21 protein-coding genes and 1 tRNA gene are annotated in these 20,521 nt (G+C 65.4%); 14 read left to right on the top strand and 8 right to left on the bottom strand.

Going from position 1 to position 20,521, the window contains the following annotated elements:
* The first annotated feature begins 163 nt into the window (after positions 1 to 163).
* Positions 164 to 499, top strand: coding sequence for a Rieske (2Fe-2S) protein (locus AC5P60_RS11790; protein WP_049452127.1), 336 nt, complete (start codon positions 164 to 166; stop codon positions 497 to 499).
* A gap of 186 nt (positions 500 to 685) precedes the next feature.
* Here the strand turns inward: AC5P60_RS11790 and AC5P60_RS11785 are convergent, their stop codons facing one another.
* From AC5P60_RS11785 to thiS, 4 genes are all read right to left on the bottom strand, one after another.
* Positions 686 to 2,533 (bottom strand): SLC13 family permease, encoded by a 1,848-nt coding sequence (locus AC5P60_RS11785; protein WP_033833121.1) that lies wholly within the window; start codon positions 2,531 to 2,533, stop codon positions 686 to 688.
* 27 nt (positions 2,534 to 2,560) lie between these two features.
* On the bottom strand, positions 2,561 to 3,295 hold the full coding sequence (gene trmB / locus AC5P60_RS11780) for a tRNA (guanosine(46)-N7)-methyltransferase TrmB (RefSeq protein ID WP_033833120.1): 735 nt from the start codon (positions 3,293 to 3,295) through the stop codon (positions 2,561 to 2,563).
* Positions 3,295 to 4,089, bottom strand: a complete 795-nt coding sequence (locus AC5P60_RS11775; protein ID WP_049452335.1) for a thiazole synthase — start codon at positions 4,087 to 4,089, stop codon at positions 3,295 to 3,297. The genes trmB and AC5P60_RS11775 overlap by 1 nt, the downstream gene beginning before the upstream one ends.
* Positions 4,090 to 4,240: 151 nt before the next feature.
* Positions 4,241 to 4,441, bottom strand: a complete 201-nt coding sequence (thiS, locus tag AC5P60_RS11770) for a sulfur carrier protein ThiS (RefSeq protein WP_005410812.1) — start codon at positions 4,439 to 4,441, stop codon at positions 4,241 to 4,243.
* A 206-nt stretch (positions 4,442 to 4,647) separates the two neighbouring features.
* Here thiS and AC5P60_RS11765 point away from each other — a divergent pair, with 206 nt between their 5' ends.
* The 4 genes from AC5P60_RS11765 (at position 4,648) to AC5P60_RS11750 (ending at position 8,609) form a co-directional block, all read left to right on the top strand.
* The gene (locus AC5P60_RS11765) at positions 4,648 to 6,483 is read left to right on the top strand and encodes an autotransporter domain-containing esterase (RefSeq protein ID WP_049431796.1); all 1,836 of its coding nucleotides are present in this window, start codon (positions 4,648 to 4,650) and stop codon (positions 6,481 to 6,483) included.
* Between the two features lie 115 nt (positions 6,484 to 6,598).
* Positions 6,599 to 6,672 (top strand) — tRNA-Gly (locus AC5P60_RS11760).
* 303 nt (positions 6,673 to 6,975) lie between these two features.
* Positions 6,976 to 7,380, top strand: coding sequence for a DUF805 domain-containing protein (locus tag AC5P60_RS11755; RefSeq protein WP_033833118.1), 405 nt, complete (start codon positions 6,976 to 6,978; stop codon positions 7,378 to 7,380).
* A 74-nt stretch (positions 7,381 to 7,454) separates the two neighbouring features.
* Positions 7,455 to 8,609: a hypothetical protein gene (locus AC5P60_RS11750; protein WP_483693677.1), complete on the top strand. Its 1,155-nt coding sequence runs from the start codon at positions 7,455 to 7,457 to the stop codon at positions 8,607 to 8,609.
* Here the strand turns inward: AC5P60_RS11750 and AC5P60_RS11745 are convergent, their stop codons facing one another.
* Entirely contained in the window at positions 8,610 to 9,047 is a 438-nt protein-coding gene (locus AC5P60_RS11745; protein WP_483693655.1) for an acyl-CoA thioesterase, read from the bottom strand. It lies immediately after the preceding gene.
* Between the two features lie 128 nt (positions 9,048 to 9,175).
* On the opposite strand from AC5P60_RS11745, the gene rimK reads away from it, so the two are divergent.
* The 6 genes from rimK to AC5P60_RS11715 all read left to right on the top strand — a co-directional run bounded on the left by rimK (position 9,176) and on the right by AC5P60_RS11715 (position 14,237).
* On the top strand, positions 9,176 to 10,054 hold the full coding sequence (gene rimK, locus AC5P60_RS11740) for a 30S ribosomal protein S6--L-glutamate ligase (RefSeq protein ID WP_033833116.1): 879 nt from the start codon (positions 9,176 to 9,178) through the stop codon (positions 10,052 to 10,054).
* 246 nt (positions 10,055 to 10,300) lie between these two features.
* Positions 10,301 to 10,777, top strand: a complete 477-nt coding sequence (locus AC5P60_RS11735; protein WP_483693654.1) for a hypothetical protein — start codon at positions 10,301 to 10,303, stop codon at positions 10,775 to 10,777.
* An 89-nt stretch (positions 10,778 to 10,866) separates the two neighbouring features.
* Positions 10,867 to 11,337, top strand: a complete 471-nt coding sequence (locus AC5P60_RS11730; protein ID WP_005410805.1) for a hypothetical protein — start codon at positions 10,867 to 10,869, stop codon at positions 11,335 to 11,337.
* Between the two features lie 8 nt (positions 11,338 to 11,345).
* Positions 11,346 to 12,023, top strand: a complete 678-nt coding sequence (locus tag AC5P60_RS11725) for a response regulator transcription factor (RefSeq protein WP_005410804.1) — start codon at positions 11,346 to 11,348, stop codon at positions 12,021 to 12,023.
* A gap of 4 nt (positions 12,024 to 12,027) precedes the next feature.
* The gene (locus AC5P60_RS11720) at positions 12,028 to 13,356 is read left to right on the top strand and encodes a sensor histidine kinase (protein WP_005410803.1); all 1,329 of its coding nucleotides are present in this window, start codon (positions 12,028 to 12,030) and stop codon (positions 13,354 to 13,356) included.
* 494 nt (positions 13,357 to 13,850) lie between these two features.
* Positions 13,851 to 14,237: a hypothetical protein gene (locus tag AC5P60_RS11715; protein ID WP_005410802.1), complete on the top strand. Its 387-nt coding sequence runs from the start codon at positions 13,851 to 13,853 to the stop codon at positions 14,235 to 14,237.
* A 192-nt stretch (positions 14,238 to 14,429) separates the two neighbouring features.
* Here the strand turns inward: AC5P60_RS11715 and coaE are convergent, their stop codons facing one another.
* Genes coaE through AC5P60_RS11700 form a run of 3 tightly spaced genes read right to left on the bottom strand, consistent with a single transcriptional unit; the run spans position 14,430 to position 17,183 of the window.
* A complete protein-coding gene (coaE, locus tag AC5P60_RS11710; RefSeq protein WP_483693653.1) occupies positions 14,430 to 15,041 on the bottom strand; it encodes a dephospho-CoA kinase in 612 nt (203 codons plus the stop codon).
* A gap of 11 nt (positions 15,042 to 15,052) precedes the next feature.
* A complete protein-coding gene (locus tag AC5P60_RS11705; protein ID WP_005410800.1) occupies positions 15,053 to 15,916 on the bottom strand; it encodes a prepilin peptidase in 864 nt (287 codons plus the stop codon).
* Between the two features lie 7 nt (positions 15,917 to 15,923).
* Positions 15,924 to 17,183 carry a type II secretion system F family protein gene (locus AC5P60_RS11700; RefSeq protein WP_033833111.1) on the bottom strand — a complete coding sequence of 420 codons (1,260 nt, stop codon included), beginning with the start codon at positions 17,181 to 17,183 and terminating at the stop codon, positions 15,924 to 15,926.
* A 352-nt stretch (positions 17,184 to 17,535) separates the two neighbouring features.
* On the opposite strand from AC5P60_RS11700, the gene AC5P60_RS11695 reads away from it, so the two are divergent.
* From AC5P60_RS11695 to pilB, 3 genes are all read left to right on the top strand, one after another.
* A complete protein-coding gene (locus AC5P60_RS11695) occupies positions 17,536 to 17,970 on the top strand; it encodes a pilin (RefSeq protein WP_062605782.1) in 435 nt (144 codons plus the stop codon).
* 152 nt (positions 17,971 to 18,122) lie between these two features.
* Positions 18,123 to 18,530 (top strand): pilin, encoded by a 408-nt coding sequence (locus tag AC5P60_RS11690; protein WP_164133196.1) that lies wholly within the window; start codon positions 18,123 to 18,125, stop codon positions 18,528 to 18,530.
* 222 nt (positions 18,531 to 18,752) lie between these two features.
* On the top strand, positions 18,753 to 20,486 hold the full coding sequence (gene pilB, locus AC5P60_RS11685) for a type IV-A pilus assembly ATPase PilB (RefSeq protein ID WP_005414305.1): 1,734 nt from the start codon (positions 18,753 to 18,755) through the stop codon (positions 20,484 to 20,486).
* Positions 20,487 to 20,521 lie beyond the last annotated feature (35 nt).

Genomic DNA, 20,521 nt, shown 5'->3' with positions numbered 1-20,521 from the left:
TGGGATCAGCGAAACCAGAGTATCGGGACGCGCCACTGTCATTGAGTGAAAAACTCGTTAAATATAGCCTGTGCTTATTACGGATCAATGACTTGTGTTCATGTCGCAGCCAGTCACCTGAGTGGGCGTGCGACAATGCGGGTTTACTGTCCGAGCCTTCGCCATGACTGCCTCTGCCGCCCTGATCGCCCTTGATGCCATTGCCGATGGCGCGTTTGCCGAGGTCGAAGCGGTGGTTGATGGCGATGCCGAATCGCTGGTGCTGTACCGCGACGGTGCGCAGGTGCGTGCGTTCCTGAACATCTGCCCGCACGCCGGCCGCCGCCTGGACTGGGCCCCGGGCCAGTTCCTGAAGAGCCGTGAAGGCCACCTGGTCTGCGCCGCGCATGGCGCCTCGTTCGCGCTGGACAGCGGCGACTGCATCGCCGGCCCCTGCAAGGGCGACCGCCTGCGCGTGGTGCCGGTGGACGTGCGCGACGGGCAGGTTTACCTGGCTTGAGGCCAGAAACAGTCGATCACGGCTCGACTCTACAAAAGCCGTGTCGACCAAGGTCGACACCTACCAGAGCGAGATCCGTGCCGACCAACGGTCGGCACCCACCCCGCCATCCCACGGAATGCCAGCCTTTGACGTTGACGTTGATTCGGCGGGTGCAGGGCGCAGCCCTGCCAACAAACCCAACTCTCAGAACATCAGGTTGATCATCAGCACCACCACGCAGGTGTAGATCAGCGACAGCGGGCCGCCGACCCGCCACATCTCGCGCGGGGTGTAGTTGGCCGGGCCGGTGATCATCGAGATCACCGGGTTGGAGGCCGTCATCAGATTGTTGGACGCCGACAGCGCCACGATCAGCGCGAACGCGGTCGGGTTGCCGCCCGCCGCCAGTGCCAGGTTCACCGCGATCGGCACCATCACGATGGTCGCGCCCACGTGGCTGATCACCAGCGAGAACGCCGTGGTCAGCAGCGCCAGCGCCACCTCCAGCACCCACACCGGGATGCCGGTCGGCAGCTTGTCGATGGTATGGCCGGCCACCCACGCCGCCGCACCACTGGAGTCCATCGCCCAGCCGAGCGGAATCAGCCCGGCCATCATGAACACCGTTTTCCAGTTGATCGAGGCATAGGCCTCGTCCATGCGCAGCACGCCGGTCAGCAGCATGCCGGCCACGCCGGTCATCAGCGTCAGCGCCACCGGCAGCTTGCTGGTCAGCGCGATCAGGATGGTCAACGCGAAGATCGCCATGGCGATCTTGAACTTGTGCGGGCGTTGTTCGCCGGTCGGGTAGTCGGTCACCACCACGAAGTCGCGGCTCTTGGCCGCCTGTGCCAGGTCGGTCCAGATGCTGTGGAAGACCAGCATGTCGCCTGCACGCAACTGCACGTCGCGCACGTCCTCGCGGATCACCTGCTTGTCGCGGTTGATCGCCAGCAGGCTGATGCCGCGCTCCTTGCGCAGGCGCAGGTCGGCCGCGCTCTTGCCGATCACGTTCGAGGTCGGCGGCACCACCGCCTCGGAAATACCGGCGCGGCTCGGGTTGAACAGGTCACCCAGGTGCTTCAGGCGCGAAGACATGCGCAGGAACTGGTTCTGCGCGAAGTCGTTGATCTGCTCGCGCGGACCCATTGCGCCGAGCACGCTGCCCACCCAGATGCGCATCTCCGCCGGCGGCGCCAGGCGCGTGTCGTTGCCGGTCTTCAGGGCCAGCAGCAGCGGGGCATCGTGCAGGTTCTCGGCCTCGCCCAGGGTCATGCCGACCAGCGGGCTTTCGGCACTGACCACCAGCTCGAACACATCGCCTTCGATGCCATAGGTCTTGGCGAAGTAGCTTTCGGTGCGCGCCGGGGTGACCCCGTCGTTGGCCAGGTTCTCTTCCTCGATCAGCTTGCGGTCGCCGTAGTAGCGGAAGTACATCAGCGAGGCGATCAGCAGCGCCACGCCGATCGGCAGCGGCGCGAACATGCGCAGCGGCTCGATGGTGGCCAGGCCCGAGGGCAGGTTGTTGTTGGCCGAGGCCAGCAGGTCGTTCAGCAGGATCAGCGGTGAATTGCCGACCATGGTCAGCGCACCGCCCATCACGATCGCCGCCGAAATCGGCAGCAGCAGGCGCTGCAGGGTCAGGCCGGTGCGCGCTGCCAGTCGCGAAGCCACCGGCAGGTACAGCGCCATCACCGACGGGTTCTGCATGAAGGACGAGTTCAGGCCGGCAATGGCCGTGGTCATCATCAGCAGCCTCTGCTCGACGCCATGACCGCGTCGCAGCAGCCACGCGGCCAGCCGGTTCAGCGCCCCGGTGCGGTCCAGGCCGGCACCGAGGATGGTGGTGGCGATGATGCTCATCACCGCGTTACCGGAGAAGCCGCCGAAGATTTCCTCCGGCGCGATCAGCCCGGTGACACCGAGCACCACCAGCACCACCAGCGCGACGACGTCGGCGCGGATGCGCTCGAACAGGAACATCGCCATCGTGAAGCCGACCAGCCCGAGCACGAGCTTCATGTCGTTGGTCAGCGTCAGCGCGGTATCCATGTGGGGCGCGGCGTCCTCAGGCGATCGTCAGGTGCGGTCGTACAGCAGGTCCCAGACGCCATGGCCGAGTTTCTGGCCGCGGGTCTCGAAGTGGGTCTGCGGGCGCCAGTCCGGGCGCGGCACGCTGCCACGCGGGCCGGCACGGTTGACCAGGCCGGCGGTGGCATCGAGCACGTGCCACATCTGCTCGGCGTAGTCCTCCCAGTCGGTGGCACAGTGCAGGCGGCCGCCCGGGCGCAGCTTGCGCACCAGCAGTTCGGCAAACGCCGGCTGCAGCAGGCGGCGCTTGTTGTGGCGCTTCTTGTGCCACGGGTCCGGGAAGTAGATGCGCACTTCATCGAGCGCGCCATCGGCGATCTCGTTCTGCAGCACTTCCACCGCGTCGTGGTGGTACAGGCGCACGTGGTCGGCGTTGTCGTCGGCCAGCGCGTTCAGCAGCCGGCCCACGCCCGGGGCGTGCACCTCGATGCCGATGTAATCGCGCGACGGGTCGTGCTGGGCGGCGAAGCGCAGCGCGGCACCGTTGCCGAAGCCGATTTCCAGCACCTTGTGTGCCGGGCGGCCGAAGGTGGCGTCCAGGTCACGCGGTTGGCCGGTGTAGTCGAGGCCGAAGCGCGGCCAGCGTTCGTCGAACGCGCGCTGCTGGGCGGGGGTGAAGCGGCCTTGGCGCAACACGAAGCTGCGCACCTCGCGGCGGCCCTCGTTTACGGTGAAGGGCTTGGGCGGAGCCTTGGAACCGGCGCTGTCGAAAGGATTGGTCATCAGCCGATCAGCCCATCCACCGGCGAGGAGGCGCTGGCGTAGCGCTTGCGCGGGATGCGCCCGGCCAGGAAGGCCTCGCGGCCGGCCTCGACCGCCTTGCGCATGGCACTGGCCATCAGCACCGGGTGGCGCGCACCGGCAATGGCCGTGTTCATCAGCACGCCGTCGCAGCCCAGCTCCATCGCAATCGCGGCATCCGACGCGGTACCGACGCCAGCGTCAACGATGATCGGCACCTTGGCGTCTTCGATGATCTGCATCAGGTTGTACTTGTTCTGGATGCCCAGGCCCGAACCGATCGGCGCGGCCAGCGGCATCACCGCAGCGCAACCGATCTCCTCCAGGCGCTTGGCCAGGATCGGATCGTCAGAGGTATAGACCATCACTTCGAAGCCGTCCTTGACCAGCTGCTCGGCAGCCTTGAGGGTCTGCACCACGTCCGGGTACAGCGACTTCTGGTCGCCCAGCACTTCCAGCTTGGTCAGGTTATGGCCGTCCAGCAGCTCACGGGCCAGGCGGCAGGTGCGCACGGCGTCTTCGGCGGTGTAGCAGCCGGCGGTGTTGGGCAGGATGGTGTAGCGCTCCGGCGGCAGCACGTCGAGCAGGTTCGGCTCACCCGGGTTCTGCCCGATGTTGGTGCGGCGGATCGCCACGGTGACGATCTGGGCGCCCGCGGCCTCGGTGGCTAGGCGGGTTTCTTCCAGATCCTTGAACTTGCCGGTGCCGGTCAGCAGCCGCGAGCCATAGGTCTTGCCGGCGATCACCAGCGAATCGGGGGAGACATGAACGTTCATGGCGCGATTATCGCCTATCCGCCTGAAGATGGGATCACGCAAGGCGGTGCTGTCCGCAGGAGGGCGAGGGTAGTGCCGGCCGCTGGCCAGCACATGCAGGGTGCCTGACAGCGTCGGATTGCCGGCCATCGGCCGGCACCACCCGGAGGTCTCAGCCCCCGCCCAACGCGTGTACGATCTCCACCACGTCGCCTTCGGCCAGGACGTGCTCGCCGTGGCGGCTGCGGCTGACGATCTCGCCGTTGACCTCGACCGCCACCCGGCGCTGCAGCAACTGTTCGGCCTCGAGCAGGTCGTGGAGGGTTGCCGAAGCGGGCAGGGCGCGGGGTTCGCCATTGAGCTGGATGTTCATCCGTGCATTGTCGCCGATAGCCCGCCGGGATCGGAACACTTGCAAATTGAGCGGGGCGCCAGCTCCGGCACAGCAGGTTTTCCGGTGATCGGGCGACAATCCATGCGGCGGCGCAGCGTGAGCAAAACGCGGCGCAGTGAAACCATTCACCGTGCGCCGGCGTACGTCCGCCGGGTCCTCAACGATATCCCCACAGGAGTTTTTTCATGCTGCTCAGCAAACGCCCGATCCGCACCCTGATGGCGGCCGCGATCGCGCTGGCCGCGCTTCCGGCCATGGCAGGCGAATCCCCGTATTCCAAGGCCGTGTTCTTCGGCGACAGCCTGACCGATGCCGGCTATTTCCGCCCGCTGCTGCCGGCCGATGTGCGTCCGGTGACCGGCCAGTTCACCACCAACCCGGGCTGGGTGTGGTCGCAGCAGGTCGCCAACTACTATGGCCTCAATGGCGCCGCCAATGGCAACGGCCAGAGCGGTGACAATTACGCGGTCGGTGGTGCCCGCGTTGGCGTGGACGTGCCGAGCGCAATGGGGACTATCCCCTCGCTGAAGTCGCAGGCGGCCCGTTATCTGGCCGCCAACGGCGGCAAGGCTGACGGCAATGTCCTGTACACGGTGTGGGGCGGCGCCAATGACCTGTTCGCCGCCGCAGCTGCACCGGCGCAGGCACAGGCCATCATCGGCGCCGCCGTCACCGACCAGATCGCTCTGGTGGGTGCGCTGAAGCAGGCCGGTGCGCAGTATGTGCTGGTGCCGAACCTGCCGAACGTCGGCCTGACTCCGGCCTTCCGCGGCCCGAACGCGGCCACCGCCACCGCGCTGTCAGCCGGCTACAACAAGGCTCTTTATGGTGGCCTGAAGCAGGCCGGCATCGAGTTCATCCCGCTCGATACCTTCACCGTGCTGGGCGAAGTCGCCGCCAATCCGGCCATGTACGGCTTCACCAACGTCACCAGCACCGCCTGCAAGATCGATCCGGCCAATTCGACTCAGAGCATCCTGACCTGCAATCCGACCAGCTACGTCAGCCCGGATGCGGCCAACACCTATCTGTTCGCCGATGGCGTGCATCCGACCACGGCGGGCCACCAGCTGCTGGGCCAGTACGCGGTCTCGGTGCTGGAAGCCCCGCGCCTGCAGCAGGTGCTGAGCCACTCGGCACAGACCATCGGTCGTTCGCGTGCCGATCAGGTCAGCATGCACCTGGGCGGTCGTCCGGCCGACGGCCTGTCCTGGTGGGGCGGCGTCCGCGGTGACCTGCAGCGCTACGACCACGCGGATCTGTACGACGGCCTGGCGCCGGCCGGCCTGTTCGGCATCGACTGGGCGCGCGACGGCATGGTGGTCGGCGGCTTCGCTGGCTTCGGCCGCCTCAACGCCGACTTCGGCAACAGCCGTGGCGATTTCACCCAGAAGGACACCACCGCCGGCCTGTTCGCCGGCTGGTACGGCGATCGCATCTGGGTGAACGGCCAGGTCAGCTACACCTGGCTGTCGTATGACGTGAACCGCAAGGTCCAGCTCGGCCCGGCCACCCGCGAGCACGGTGGTTCGCCGGACGGCAGCAACCTGACCGCCGCCTTGAACGCCGGTTACGAGTTCGGCACCGAAGGCGGCTTCCGCCACGGCCCGATCGCTTCGGTGATCTGGCAGAAGGTGAAGATCGATGGTTACACCGAAAGCGCTGCGGCCGGCACCCTGGCCACCGCGCTGGGCTACGACCGCCAGAACGTTGATTCGACCGTTGGTCGCATCGGTTGGCAGGCCCGCTTCGATGGCGGCACCCTCAAGCCGTACGCGCAGCTGACCTACGACCATGAGTTCGAAGACACCAAGCAGGGCAGCGCGTGGCTGCAGACCCTGCCGGAACTGGGCAGCTACCGTGTGCCGGGCCTGAAGTTCGACAAGGACTACGCGACCGTCGTGCTGGGCGCCCGCACCGAACTGTTCGGGCTGCAGAGCAACTTCGGCCTGAGCGCTTCGGCCGGGCAGAAGCGTGCCCAGGACGCAACGCTGTTCGCCAACTTCAGCGGCACCTTCTAAGCAGAAACCAAGCGGGGCCGGCCCTCTCGGCAACGAGAGGGCTTTGACCCCCGGCCTGATGCGATGGGCACCATTGCGCAACACGGGGCCCAGCGCATAGACTTTCCACCGCAACGCGGGCGTAGCTCAATGGTAGAGCTGTAGCTTCCCAAGCTACTGACGTGGGTTCGATTCCCATCGCCCGCTCCATGTCTCCAGCGGTCTGTATCAGGCAGACGCTCCGCGATATCCGAACCCCGCTTTTCCGCGCATGGATCCCGGTCGAGATGCCCGGTGAATGCCAGGGCTGGACGTCGCTTCGCAAACATCCCTCGGCCGGATCGGTCGTGTCCGAATGCATCCTTGCGCATAGCCTGCAGGACAGGAATTCCCCTGCCCCAGCGCTGTGGCCTTCCGGGCTTGGTCAGGCTGCAGGGTTCAGTTGATGCTTGGCTTGGGAATGCTAAAAGATCGTTAGCTGTTGACGCCCATCATCCGTTGCCCGGAGCGTGAATGATCGCTGCACTTGTGCCCATCAGGCGATGCTTTGATTTTTCCGGGCGATCCGACCGGCGGGAGTTCTGGTCGTATTCGCTGCTTGCCGGGTTCGTCATAGCGGTGAGCTACAGCGTGATGGATCGCGGTTACTGGCTGGTCGGCTACCTGTCGTTCGATTGGGAAACGTCAGAGATCCTGTGGAAGCTGGGATGGGTCATGACCGTCTGCGCTGTCATCGTCTTCCTGCCTCCGATGCTGGCCCTGACCGTGCGGAGATTGCACGACATCGACGAGTCAGGCTGGTACACCGTGATCGCGTTCATTCCCTTGGGGGTGTTCGTCCTCTTTCCGGTCATGCTGCTTCCCGGGAGCGAGGAAGAGAATCGATTTGGCGCAGTTCCAGGAGCGCAGGATGCTTGAACCGGCATCGGCCGCAATCGATCGGATCGGCATTGAAGGCGTGGACGGTTCGCTGGGGCGCCTCTCTCATCCGCATGTCCCTTGATCGAACCGCCCTGCGGCGCTACACCCAGTGGTTGCCGTTCCTGGCCCTGGTCGCCGTCTGTGTGGCCTGGTGGTCGCCTCTGGGAGTGATTGTCGGCCTTGCCGTGTGCCTTGCGCTGGGGGGCGCGCTGCAGCGCATCGATCTGGTCGGCGATGCGGTGGGCGGTTCACGCCTGCGCTCGCGATCGATGAAGCCCTTTGCCGAACGGCCGCCCGCACATGATGTGCTGTTGGATTGGGGCGAGCTGGGCATGGGCGGACCGGCGTACAGCACGCAGATGCTGCGCGATGGCGCCATCGTCGAAGGCGTATCCACTGGAGGCAGTCGTGATGCCAGTGGTGAATGGCAGGACCTGCCGGGAGGCGCGCTGCGCCTGGCCAGCGGGTATGTTGATCGATGCGAAGCAGTGATCGTCTACGACGAGCGCCAAAAGACGGTGCAGGTGCTTGCGGCTGCTCCCGGCCTGTTCCGGCAGCAGCTGAGCGAGCGCCAGCAGTCCGATGGGGACGCCGGTGCGGAGGCGTGGCTGCGCAGCCAGCCCGGCGGCATGACCCAGCTGCATCCCTGCCGGGGCCTATGGCTGGAGCAGGGACATCCGGCGCTGGCCGCCGGAGTGCCGCGGGAGCTGAGGCACGTCCTGCCTGATGCCCGGGTGCTGCGCGCGGTCCCGCTGCTTCCCGAGGATCTGCGCGTGACCGCGCATCCGGCGCTGTTCGCGTGCATCTGCCCGTATGCCCTTTACCTTGACGATGCCTCCAGTGGTCGCCACGCCTGTGATCTGGAGACGGTGATCGCGAGCCCGTCGGGACGCTGCCTGGTGGTGGCCGGCAGTGTGCTTGATGAGAACCTGCGACCCATCGAGGGCGTGTGGCTTGTCTGCTGGCAGGGTCGTTGGCAAGCCTTTGCCCGTCAAGCGATGGGGGGCTTCGGTAAGGCCCGGAGCATGGCCTGGATCAATGTGATCGATGCTGACGATGACGGCACACTGCAGTGCGAAGCCTATGAGGAACGCTGGGAGTTCGATGCCGTCCATCGATACCCCACGCGCCACACAGCCTTGGAGCTGCCTGTGGAATGGCGTGAAACCGGGTTGGCGCTGCGCGCCCGTGATGGGCGCTTCAGGCTGCGCCTTCCCTCGCGCTGATCAGGCCTCGGCGGCGCGCGCGCTCGTTTCCCGCAGTGACTGTGCATATTCCTCGGTGAACAGCCCCGACAACGCCTGGCGCTGCTCCGCATCGATCTCGCGCGAGGCGTTGGCCGTGTAGTCGAAATGAACCATCACGCAGCGCCCGCTGGCTACCAGGGCCTCGAACTGCAACGCCTGTTGCACGATCGACAGCGAGGAGCGGGCAATGCTCTCGATCCGGGTCTCGATGCGCACTTCGTGTCCCGCCTGTATCTGCTGCAGGAAGTCGATCTCGTAGCGGCGCAGGATCAGTGCCAGGTCGCGCATGCTGGCCTCGCGGCTGAAATGCCGGAAGATCTCCTGGCGGCCTTCCTCGAACCAGACGGGCAGGGCGGTGTTGGTGACGTGGCCGAGTACATCCACTTCGGAGAAGCGCGGGAATACGGTGATCGACATCGGGTTTCCTTGCGGTCTGGCCTGCCCCGCAGTGTGCCGTCTGCGCCTGAGCAAGCCACGCCGCAGGGCATCATCCGCCCGCCACACGCCCGCGCTATGCTGCGCGCCTGCCGCCCGATCCTGCCGCGATGAAGCTCGCCATCCTGTCCCGCAACAGTTCCCTGTATTCCACCCGCCGGCTGGTCGAGGCGGCGCGCGCGCGCGGCCACACCGTGCGCATCCTCGATCCGCTGCGCTGCTACATGCGCATTGCCGCCGATGGCTTTTCGATGCATTACAAGGGCCGGCCGATGACCGGCGTGGACATGGTCATCCCGCGCATCGGTGCCTCGATCACCCGCTATGGCACGGCCGTGCTGCGCCAGTTCGAACTGATGGGTGCACGCACCCCGAATCCGTCCGACGCGATCCTCCGTTCGCGCGACAAGCTGCGCGCACACCAGCTGCTGGCGGCCAAGGGCATCGACATGCCGGTCACTGTGTTCGGCGACAACCCCGACGACACCGTCGACCTGTTATCCATGCTGGGCCCACCGCCGCATGTGGTGAAGCTCAACGAGGGTACCCAGGGGCGCGGCGTGATCCTGACCGAGAAGGCCAGCGCCTCGCGCGGCATTGTCGAGGCCCTGCGCGGGTTGTACGCCAATTTCCTGATGCAGGAATTCATCGGCGAGGCCAAGGGCGCCGATCTGCGCTGCTTCGTGGTCGGTGACCAGGTGGTTGCCTCGATGCAGCGGCAGGCGCCGGAAGGTGACTTCCGCTCCAACCTGCATGCCGGGGGTACGGCGGTGGCGGCCAAGGCCAGCCGTGCCGAGCAGCAGGTGGCGGTGCGGTCGGCCAAGGCGCTGGGACTGTCAGTGTGCGGGGTGGACCTGATCCGCTCCGAGCGCGGCCCGCTGGTGCTGGAGGTCAATTCAACGCCGGGGCTGGAAGGGATCGAGGCCGCCTGCGGGGTGGACGTGGCCACGCGCATCATCGAGCACGTCGAGAAGCTTAAAAAACCCTGATTATTCAGCGCCTTGAGATTCTCACAGGCGGATGAGGCCGGCTTTAACAAGCCTTTAATCGGCCCACGCGTAGGCTTCAGCGAACCGCAGCTCTGCCTCTCAGCAGGATCGGTATCGGGATACAACTTCAGACCCAGGCGGGGGCACCGCCTAGGTCTTTTTTATGCCTGCCCGCTGTCCCTTGTGGAGGTGGCGTGACGGCCGTAGAGTGGCCCCCATCGTTCCTGGATGGATCGGAGGCTGGCGATGTACCGCATCACGATGATCGCGTTGTTGCTGGGCCTGGCCGGATCTGCTGCGGCCAAGCCGGAGAAAGCCGTTGTGCAGATGGACCGGCAGTCGCCGGTGGCCGAGCAGATGCGCCAGGTCGAAAAGGCCCTGGATGATGGCGATTACAGCGAGATTTCCGCTGATGACCGCAGCACCGTGCGCGAAGCGCTGGCCCGGATCACCGCGAGGATGGGCGGCCACCAGAGCGTGCAGGAACTGCCGCCGCAGGTGCAGGGGGAGGTCTTCAACGACCAGGAGCGGATCAATACCCTGCTCACCCGCGCCCACGAGGACAGCCGGCAGATCTGCCAGCACACGCGCAGTACCGGCAGCAACATGCCCAAAAGCCGCTGCCTGACGGTGGCCGAGCGCCGCCGGATCGAGGAAAAGGGCAAGGCGCTGTTGAACGACCAGCGCACCTTCAACAACTTCAACCCTGCCAGCTCGCGGTAGGGCTTCCGCTGCCCCGACCATTGGCACTTGCTGGCGTGAAGGGGGTGCGAATAGAGTCGGGATTCGCCACAGACAAGGATTTGTTTGCCATGAAACAGGCTTTGATGTCGGCCGTCCTGTTGTCAGGACTCGCCCTGGTCAGTACCGCATCGGCATCCAGGGGCAAGGACGTGTTCGTGCCCGGCCAGCCGCTGCAGCAGCAGATCGCGCGTATCGAGGTGGAGCTCAAGGACGGCGAAACCTATTCGGAACTCAAGCAGGACGAGCGCACCCGCGTCAACGACGCCCTGGCACGCATGCGCGCAGCGGTGGAGCAGTACCCGGCACGCGATTCCATGCCTGAACCGGTGCAAACCCAGGTCTTCAACGATCAGCAGGTCGTGAACACGGTTTTGACACAGGCGCGTGAAGATAGTCGTCTAATATGCCAACGTGAAAAGCCCATCGGTTCCAACCGGACCACGACGCAGTGCATGACCGTTGCCGAGCGCGCTCGGCAGAAGGAACGGGCACAGCAGGACATGAGGCAGGTCATGCGCGCCGGCAGTACAGTCAATTAGAGGTGACAGTGAGAATCCTGGTAATCGAAGACAACAGCGACATTGCGGCCAACCTGGGCGACTATCTGGAGGACCGGGGGCATACGGTGGACTTCGCGGCTGACGGGGTCACCGGCCTGCATCTGGCCGTGGTGCACGAGTTCGACGCGATCGTGCTGGATCTCAACCTGCCAGGCATGGACGGCATCGAAGTCTGCCGCAAGCTGCGCAATGAAGCGCGCAAGCAGACCCCGGTGCTGATGCTGACGGCCCGCGATTCGCTGGACAACAAGCTGGCCGGCTTCGATTCCGGTGCCGATGACTACCTGATCAAGCCGTTCGCGCTGCAGGAAGTGGAAGTGCGTCTGAACGCCCTGTCGCGCCGCGGCAAGGGCGTGCAGACCCGCGTGCTGGAAACCGGCGACCTGGAATACAACCTGGATACGCTGGAAGTGCGCCGCCAGGGCAAGCTGCTGCAGCTCAACCCGACCGCGCTGAAGATCCTGCAGGCGCTGATGGAAGCGGCACCGGCGGTGGTGACCCGCCAGGAGCTGGAAACCCGCGTGTGGGGCGAGGAACTGCCCGATTCGGATTCGCTGCGCGTGCACATCCATGGCCTGCGTGCGGTGGTCGACAAGCCGTTTGAAGTGCCGCTGATCCAGACCCGCCATGGCATCGGATACCGCATCGCCACCCCGGAAGCCTGATTCCGTGGCAGCCAAGGGGGAGCGCCGGCGCACGCCATACCGGCGGCGCCTGCGCAGCCGCATCATCGTCTCGTTCGTGTTGTTGGGCTTCTGCCTGACGACACTGTTCGCGTTCGCCACCAACTGGGCCCGCATGCGGGTGGAAAACCAGTTGGTGGAAGACGTGATCAACCACAACATCGAAGAGTATGCGCGGCGCTTCTACGAGCATCCGGGGCGCAATCCGGCAGTGCCCGTGCAGCAGATCCGGGCGTACGCCTACTCGGCTGACAAGTTCGACAAGGCCCGCGAGTCGTGGCCGCAGTGGGCCGACCTGCAGAACGGCAATTACAACCTCAGTGGCACCGACGAGCAGGGGCAGCCGTATGCCTACAAGCTGGCGGTACGCAAGGCCGACGACGCCTGGTTCTTCCTCGCCTATGACATGACCGACAGCGTGCGCGGCGGCAAGCAGCTCAACCGCGCGCTGGTGTTGTCGGTGCTGGTGTTCAGCGTGCTGTCGCTGGTGCTGGGCTGGTGGTCGGCGTCGAAGGTGATGAAGCCGGTGTCGGACCTGGCCGCGCGGCTGCGTGCGTACCGCGGCGGTACCAGTGAGCCCGAGCCCTTGGCGCCGCGCTTTCCCGATGACGAGGTGGGGCAGCTGGCACAGGCGCTGGACGACTATTCCTCGCGGCTGACCGAAGTGGTGCAGCGCGATCGCGAGTTCAATGCAGACGTCAGCCATGAACTGCGCACGCCGCTGGCAGTGATCCGCGGTGCCACCGAGCTGCTGCTGACCCGGCCCGGCCTGGACGAGAAGGTGCTGCAGCGCCTGCAGCGTATCCAGCGTGCCGAGCAGCAGTGCAGCGACCTGATCGGCGCACTGCTGCTGCTGTCGCGCAACGAGCGCGGGCAGGGCACCAGCAACGTGGCCCGCGTGGCCGAGCAGCTGCTGGATGCGCACCGCGCGCAGCTGGGTGGCAAGCCGCTGGAGCTGCTGCTGGAAGGCGAGCGCAACCTGGTGATCGATGCACCCGAGGCGGCGCTGTCGGTGGCGCTGGGCAACCTGATCGGCAACGCGGTGAAGTACTCACAGGATGGCGAAGTACGCGTCTTCGTGGGCGCCAATTCGGTGTCGGTGACCGACAGCGGCCCGGGCCTGAGCGAGGAAGACGCGGCCAAGCTGTTCCAGCGTGGCTACCGCGGCACGCACGCCGGTCATTCGCAGGGCGGCGGCATCGGCCTGTCGATCGTCAGCCGTCTGTGCGACCTGTACGGCTGGCAGGTGAGCGTGCGCCCCGGTGGCGAGCGTGGCGTGATCGCCACCCTGACGTTCTCGCCGAAGCCGCTGTAAGCACCCCTGCTTTGGTGGGTGCCGACCTTGGTCGGCACGGACCCTGCCGACCTTGCATCACGCCCTGTGTCGCTTGTGCCACTGAATCCACCGCACGCGAACATCCCATCGCAGGCCCGACACGACACCACCGTGATCGCTGCCGCGCCCGGCGCGTGTTCCAACGCACGCATTCGCAAGCCCGCGCTGCACTTGGGAATTTCCTTACAGATTGCCGTGCGCGGTGATGGCCTGATGACCTGGCCGGGGCAGGTGCCTTGGCCGGGATTGGCGTCCTGAAAAAAACCAACAAATCAAAAGCTCCGGATGTGCTCTAGCTCATCATGGAAAATGCATCGTCTGCCCTCGTTTTGGCGGACGGTGCGTGGGGATTCGCCAGAATCCGCTGGAGTCTTTTTCCTTCGCTTTTGAGTTGTTGGGTCTCCGGTACGCCAACCCGCACCGTCCGCCACCTTGCATCTGCAGGTGGCCTGCCGTCTGCGAGGAGCTTCATCATGTCCACCCGCCCGCTGTTCCCCCAGTTGCACGCCCTGATCGGCGATGCCGCCCACCTGCTGCCTGCCGACGTCGCCGAGCGGGTCGAAGTTCTGCTGGATGACCCCAGAGACCTGCTGCCCGCCCTGCTGGCGCGCATGGATGGCCGCGACGCCGCCGACGGCCAGCGGCTGGATGTGCAGGGGGCCAGCCCGGCGCAGGCCGCCACGATGGCCGGTCTCAGCCGCACGCTTGCCGGCCTGAATACCCTGATCCAGCTGCTGCACGCTGCCGAAATCGCGCGGGAGCAGGGTGGCGCCCGCCAGCAGCTCAATCCCGATGTGGTCGACGGCCTGCTGTTGGGCGCCCGCGAACTGGCCCGCTACGCCCGCCAGCAGCTGGAGTAGATCCACGCCACGCACGGATGCGCTTCGGTAGTGCCGGCCGCTGGCCGGCAATCGAATCGGCCAGTAGATCCACGCCACGCATGGATGCGCTTTGGTAGTGCCGGCCGCTGGCCGGAAATCGAATCGGCCAGTAGATCCACGTCACACATGGACGCGCTTTGGTAGTGCCGGCCGCTGGCCGGCAACCAAGCCTCAAGCCCCGGCCAAGCCCAGATACCGCGCATGCAGCTGTTCCACCTGCACCTGCAGGTCCTCCGGCTGCCCATCATTGACCACCACGTCATCGGCCAGCGCCAAGCGCTGCGCACGGCTGGCCTGCGCAGCAATCATCCGGTCGGCCAGCGCAGCATCAATGCCGTCGCGCTGCATCAGCCGGGCATGCTGCACGGCTTCCGGTGCATCCACCAGCAATACCCGGTCCAACCAAGGGTAGGCCTTCTGCCCGCCCACCTCGGTCAGCAGCGGAATGGCCGCAATCGCATAGGGGCTCTCAGCCTGCTCACACTGCTGTTGCATCAGCAGGCGGATGGCCGGGTGGGTGATGGCTTCCAGCGCCGTCCGCTCGGCCGGATCGGCAAAGACGTGGGCGCGCAGGCGGGCCCGGTCCAGGCTGCCGTTGGCCAGCAGCATGTCGGCGCCGAAACGCTCGGCAATGCGGGCCAGCGCCGGGCTGCCGGCGGCGACCACGGCCCGGGCGGCCAGGTCGGCGTCGGCCACCACGATGCCCAGCGCTTCGAAGCGCCGGGTCACTTCACTCTTGCCCGAGGCGATGCCGCCGGTCAGGCCAACCACATAGCGGCTCATGGGGCATCCCCTCAGCGCAGCCCGCTCATCACCATGTACTGCTCCACCAGCGGCGCCCCCCACATGAAGTACAACCAGCCGGCAATGGCCAGGTAAGGGCCGAACGGAATCGGCGTGGCGCGGTCACGGCCCCGGCTGTACAGCCAGATCGAGCCGATGATGGCGCCCAGCACCGACGAGAGCAGGATGATCGGCAGGATGCCCTTCAGCCCGCACCAGGCGCCCAGCGCTGCCAGCAGCTTGAAATCGCCGTGGCCCATGCCTTCCTTGCCGGTCAGCTGCTTGAACAGCCACCAGACCGTCCACAGCGACAGGTAGCCCACCGCCGCGCCCACCAGGGCGGGCTTGGCCGGCATGTACAGGTTGTCGATGCTGCCTATCAGCCCCAGCCACATCAGCGGCAGGGTGAGCTGGTCGGGCAGCAGCTGGGTGCGCAGGTCGATGCCGGACAATGCGATCAGGAAGCAGGTCAGCACGATGGCGCCGAAACCCTGCCAGCCGAAGCCGAACTGCCAGACGCAGGCCACCACCAGCAGCGAGGTCAGCGCCTCCACCAGCGGGTACTGCAGCGAGATCGGTGCCTTGCAGTGGCGGCACTTGCCGCCCTGGATGATCCAGCTGAACAGCGGGATGTTCTCGTACCAGCTCAGCTTGTGCTTGCAATGCGGGCAGTGCGACGGCTCGACCACGATCCCCGGTGGGGGCGGTTCATAGAAGTCCGGCTCCTCCAGGACCTCGCGCGCATCGCGCTTCCACTGCCACTCCAGCCGCTTGGGCAGGCGCAGGATGACGACGTTCAGGAAACTGCCCAGCAGCAGTCCGAAGGCGGCCGCGGCGGGGTAGCCGAGGCCAGGATGCTGGTCGAGAAAAGCCATGTATGTGTTATCCGACGACGGCGCCGAGTTTGAAGATGGGAAGGTACATGGCAATCACCATGCCGCCCACAATGGTACCAATGAACACCATGATCATCGGTTCCAGCAGGCTGCTCAGGGCATCCACCGAATTGTTGACCTCCTGCTCATAGTACTCGGCCACCTTGAACAGCATGGCGTCCAGCGCACCGGCCTCTTCGCCGATGCCGGTCATCTGGATGACCATGTGCGGGAACAGGTTGGTCTGCTTCATCGACATGTTCACCGGGTAACCCACCGAGACGTCGTCGCGCATGCGCAGCACCGCCTCTTCGTACACGGTGTTGCCGGTGGCGCCGGCCACGATGCCCAGCGCCTCCACCAGCGGTACGCCGGCCTTGAAGGTCACCGCGGTGGTGCGCGAGAAGCGGGCGATGGCGCTGTTGTGCATGATCTGCCCGATCACCGGCACCTTCAGCACGAACCGGTCCATCGCATGCTGCATCTTCGGCGAGCGCTTGTAGGACATGACCAGAGCGACCGCCGTACCGATCGCGACCAGCAGCATCAGCCACCACCACGACACCATGAATCTCGAGAGGTTCACCACCATCTGGGTGAAGGCGGGCAGCTCGGCACCAAAGCTCTTGAACACGTCCTCGAACTGCGGGACCACGAACACCAGCATGATGCCGCTGACCAGCATCGCCACCACCACCACCATGATCGGGTAGAACAGCGCTTTCTTGATCTTGCCCTTCAGCGCTTCGATGTTTTCCTTGTAGGTGGCCACCGTGTCCAGCACGGTTTCCAGCACGCCGGCGCCTTCGCCGGCCCGCACCAGGTTGCGGTAAAGCTCGTCGAACTGCACCGGGTGCTTGCTGATGGCTTCATGCATCGAAGAGCCGCCTTCGATGTCGGTGCGGATGGTGTCCACCAGCTTCTTCATCCGCGGGTTCTTGTGCCCGCTGGCGATGATGTCCAGCGACGATACGATCGGCACGCCGGATTTCATCATCGTGGCCATCTGCCGACTGAAGAAGGCGATGTCCTTGGGCTTGATCGGGCTGCCGGCGGCGCCGAACAGCGGCTTCGACTTGGGCTTGACCTGGCCCGGGTTGATGCCCTGGCGGCGCAGCTCGGCGCGCAGCAGGTTGGCGTTCTTGGCCAGCTGCTCGCCCTTCATCTTCACGCCCCGCTTGTCGGTCCCCTCCCAGACAAACGGCTGCAGTTCCATGGTGGCACGCGCCACCGGCTCTTTCTTGATCGCACTGCGACTGACAGACATGTTGGCTCCCCAAGACCCGCCATCCCCAGGCGGGTAACTAGCCATTGATGGTAGCGGGTTCAAGGCCGGATGGGCAGTTGGCAGGCGGCCCAGCGTGCGATTTCGTGCCGGGTGCCGACCAAAGGTGACGTACTGCGTCACATTGCCGCGTCCATCGCAGATTCGGATGCGGGGGGTTCCCATCCGCGAAATTGCTGCCATGATGGGCGCGGGGAAATCCAGGGGGAGGCGTGCCGGGGTTGGCACGCAACCTGCGTTGATCCACCCGCAGGGCATGGGGCCCGCTCAACCGGCGCAGCCCGGTCCGATCCCGTGCACTGAACTCAACCACCACTATCTTGGGGATGTACCAATGAAGAACCAGAAGGGCTTCACCCTTATCGAACTGATGATCGTCGTCGCGATCATCGCCATCCTGGCCGCCATCGCGCTGCCGGCCTACCAGGACTACACCTCGAAGTCGAAGGTCACCGCTGCGCTGGCCGACCTGGCCTCGCACAAGACCCAGTTCGAGATGGAAGTCAGCAACGGCAAGACGCCGTCGCTGGAGACTGCTGGTTTCCAGAGCAAGGAAACTGGTAGCTGCAAGGAAATCGTTGTCGACAAGGATGGCATGACCTGCACCATTCGTGATCCGGGCCGCATTGGTGATGCCTCCTCCCTCAAGCTGGCATACGCTGAAGCTGCTGTGGACGACAAGGGTGCAATCACGAAGGCCGGTGGTTTCAGCTGCAAGGTCACGGACGTGAAGGAAAAGTACCGTCCGGCAGGTTGCACTGGTACCTAATACTCTTGACCTGACAGGCATGGGAGTTTGCTGCTCCTGTAGCTGTCACCAGAGTTGACACAAGGCCCGCTTCGGCGGGCCTTGTGCTGACTGGAGTACGAATTCTAGGCAGCACACAGCAATGGGGATTGCTGGATCAAACAGGGGGAGTCATGTACACACAGAAGGGCTTTACGCTCATCGAATTGATGATCGTGGTGGCCATCATCGCCATCCTTGCAGCGATCGGGACAGTCGTATTTCAGCCTTACATCATTCGTACCCAGCTGACGGCCGCGCTGGCCGATATCAGCCCGGGCAAGATGCTGGTTGAAACGGTCGTCTATGAAAACCGCTCGGCCAGTCTGGTCACCCCCGAGTTCATCGGCGGTGCCCAGAACGCCCACTGCTCCAACGTCGAAGCCGAACTCAGCGAATCCGGTGTCGGCCACATCAGCTGCACCTTGAAGGGGCACAGCGTGCTGGACGGCAAGGACCTGATCCTGCGCCGCTCCGCCGAGGGCATCTGGAGCTGCGATGGCAGCGCGTTCGAAGCGCGCTATCGCCCGACCGGCTGCTGATCACACTTCAGCGCTCCGATGGGATGCTGGCTGCCCCTTGACGGGGCTATCATCCCCGGGGGAGTCAGGATCGTGCCTGCCGGGCCGGGAGTGCCGGGCAAGGCAGTGTTGCTCATGGATTGGCGATGCCAGCGGCCATTGGGTCGCGGCGGGTTCTGCTGCCCCGTGCGGTGTCCGTGCAAGACGCACGGCATGGCATGACCCCATGAGCCAAGGATTCATATGAACGCTGTTACCACCGCCAATCTTGTCGGCATCACCGGCCTGGCCCGTCGCCTGGTGCAGGACGGGGCCCTGGACGAGGCCACCGCCCGCGACGCCATGGCCAAGGCCGCCGCCGCGCGCCAGCCGCTGCCGACGTGGTTCGCGCAGAACAAGCTGGTCAATGCCTCGCAGCTGGCCGCCGCCAATGCGGTCGAGTTCGGCATGCCGCTGTTCGACGTGTCCACCTTCGACGCCAGCCAGAACGCGATGAGCCTGGTCAGCGAGGAGCTGCTGCGCAAGCACAACGTGCTGCCGCTGTTCAAGCGCGGTGGCAAGCTGTTCGTCGGCACCAGCAACCCGACCCACTCGCTGGACGAGATCAAGTTCCACACCAACCTGGTGGTCGAGCCGATCCTGGTCGACGAGGACCAGATCCGGCGCACGCTGGAGCAGTGGCACGCCAGCCATGACACCCTCGGCGATGCTCTGGGTGGCGATGACGATGGCATGGGCAACCTGGACGTGGCGGCCGGCGACGAGGATCTCGGCGCCACCGGCGGCGATTCCGGCATCGACGCCAAGGGTGACGACACCCCGGTGGTGAAGTTCGTCAACAAGGTGCTGGTCGATGCGATCCGCAAGGGTGCCTCGGACATCCACTTCGAGCCCTACGAAGACGATTACCGCGTGCGCCTGCGCATCGACGGCCTGCTGAAGATGGTGGCGCGCGCGCCGGTGAAGCTGAACCAGCGCATCGCCGCGCGCCTGAAGGTGATGGCACAGCTGGACATCGCCGAGAAGCGCGTCCCGCAGGACGGCCGCATCAAGCTCAACCTGTCCAAGACCAAGCAGATCGACTTCCGCGTCAGCACGCTGCCGACCCTGTTCGGCGAGAAGGTGGTGCTGCGTATCCTCGATGGCAGCGCGGCCAAGCTGGGCATCGACAAGCTGGGTTACGAGCCGGACCAGCAGAAGCTGTTCCTGGATGCCATCCACAAGCCCTACGGCATGGTGCTGGTGACCGGCCCGACCGGTTCGGGCAAGACGGTGTCGCTGTATACCGCGCTGGGCATCCTCAACGACGAGACGCGCAACATCTCCACTGCCGAAGACCCGGTGGAAATCCGCCTGCCCGGCGTCAACCAGGTACAGCAGAACAACAAGCGCGGCATGACCTTCGCCGCGGCACTGCGATCGTTCCTGCGACAGGACCCGGACATCATCATGGTCGGCGAAATCCGCGACCTGGAAACGGCGGAGATCGCGATCAAGGCCGCGCAGACCGGCCACATGGTGCTGTCCACGCTGCATACCAACGATGCGCCGCAGACCATCGCGCGCCTGATGAACATGGGTATCGCGCCCTACAACATCACCAGCTCGGTGACGCTGGTGATCGCCCAGCGCTTGGCGCGCCGCCTGTGCGGCAACTGCAAGCGTCCGTCCAGCCTGCCCGAACATGCGCTGTTGGCCGAAGGCTTCACCCAGGCGCAGCTGGATGCGGGCATCGAGCTGTACGAGGCCGTGGGCTGCGACGAATGCACCGAGGGCTACAAGGGCCGGACCGGCGTCTACCAGGTCATGCCGATGACCGATGAGATCGCCACCATCGTGCTGGCCGGTGGCAATGCGCTGCAGATCGCCGAGGCGGCGCAGCAGATCGGGGTGAATGACCTGCGCCAGTCGGCATTGAAGAAGGCGGCGGCGGGCATCACCAGCCTGGCCGAGATCAACCGCGTCACCAAGGATTGATGCAACGCGGTTTTCCGTAGAGCCGAGCCCGTGCT

This window comes from Stenotrophomonas sp. YJH_SMC_120 (assembly GCF_059368675.1).
The sequence above is the reverse complement of the archived record's forward strand: the minus strand, read 5'-3'. Positions and strand labels throughout refer to the sequence as shown.

Coding starts and splice junctions, on each gene's coding strand:
- AC5P60_RS11690 (WP_164133196.1), top strand. CDS start 18,123: ATGTACACACAGAAGGGCTTTACGCTCATCGAATTGATGATCGTGGTG.
- AC5P60_RS11715 (WP_005410802.1), top strand. CDS start 13,851: ATGTCCACCCGCCCGCTGTTCCCCCAGTTGCACGCCCTGATCGGCGAT.
- thiS (WP_005410812.1), bottom strand. CDS start 4,441: ATGAACATCCAGCTCAATGGCGAACCCCGCGCCCTGCCCGCTTCGGCA.
- pilB (WP_005414305.1), top strand. CDS start 18,753: ATGAACGCTGTTACCACCGCCAATCTTGTCGGCATCACCGGCCTGGCC.
- AC5P60_RS11790 (WP_049452127.1), top strand. CDS start 164: ATGACTGCCTCTGCCGCCCTGATCGCCCTTGATGCCATTGCCGATGGC.
- trmB (WP_033833120.1), bottom strand. CDS start 3,295: ATGACCAATCCTTTCGACAGCGCCGGTTCCAAGGCTCCGCCCAAGCCC.
- AC5P60_RS11750 (WP_483693677.1), top strand. CDS start 7,455: ATGTCCCTTGATCGAACCGCCCTGCGGCGCTACACCCAGTGGTTGCCG.
- AC5P60_RS11745 (WP_483693655.1), bottom strand. CDS start 9,047: ATGTCGATCACCGTATTCCCGCGCTTCTCCGAAGTGGATGTACTCGGC.
- AC5P60_RS11785 (WP_033833121.1), bottom strand. CDS start 2,533: ATGGATACCGCGCTGACGCTGACCAACGACATGAAGCTCGTGCTCGGG.
- AC5P60_RS11755 (WP_033833118.1), top strand. CDS start 6,976: ATGATCGCTGCACTTGTGCCCATCAGGCGATGCTTTGATTTTTCCGGG.
- AC5P60_RS11735 (WP_483693654.1), top strand. CDS start 10,301: ATGTACCGCATCACGATGATCGCGTTGTTGCTGGGCCTGGCCGGATCT.
- coaE (WP_483693653.1), bottom strand. CDS start 15,041: ATGAGCCGCTATGTGGTTGGCCTGACCGGCGGCATCGCCTCGGGCAAG.
- rimK (WP_033833116.1), top strand. CDS start 9,176: ATGAAGCTCGCCATCCTGTCCCGCAACAGTTCCCTGTATTCCACCCGC.
- AC5P60_RS11705 (WP_005410800.1), bottom strand. CDS start 15,916: ATGGCTTTTCTCGACCAGCATCCTGGCCTCGGCTACCCCGCCGCGGCC.
- AC5P60_RS11775 (WP_049452335.1), bottom strand. CDS start 4,089: ATGAACGTTCATGTCTCCCCCGATTCGCTGGTGATCGCCGGCAAGACC.
- AC5P60_RS11695 (WP_062605782.1), top strand. CDS start 17,536: ATGAAGAACCAGAAGGGCTTCACCCTTATCGAACTGATGATCGTCGTC.
- AC5P60_RS11765 (WP_049431796.1), top strand. CDS start 4,648: ATGCTGCTCAGCAAACGCCCGATCCGCACCCTGATGGCGGCCGCGATC.
- AC5P60_RS11730 (WP_005410805.1), top strand. CDS start 10,867: ATGAAACAGGCTTTGATGTCGGCCGTCCTGTTGTCAGGACTCGCCCTG.
- AC5P60_RS11700 (WP_033833111.1), bottom strand. CDS start 17,183: ATGTCTGTCAGTCGCAGTGCGATCAAGAAAGAGCCGGTGGCGCGTGCC.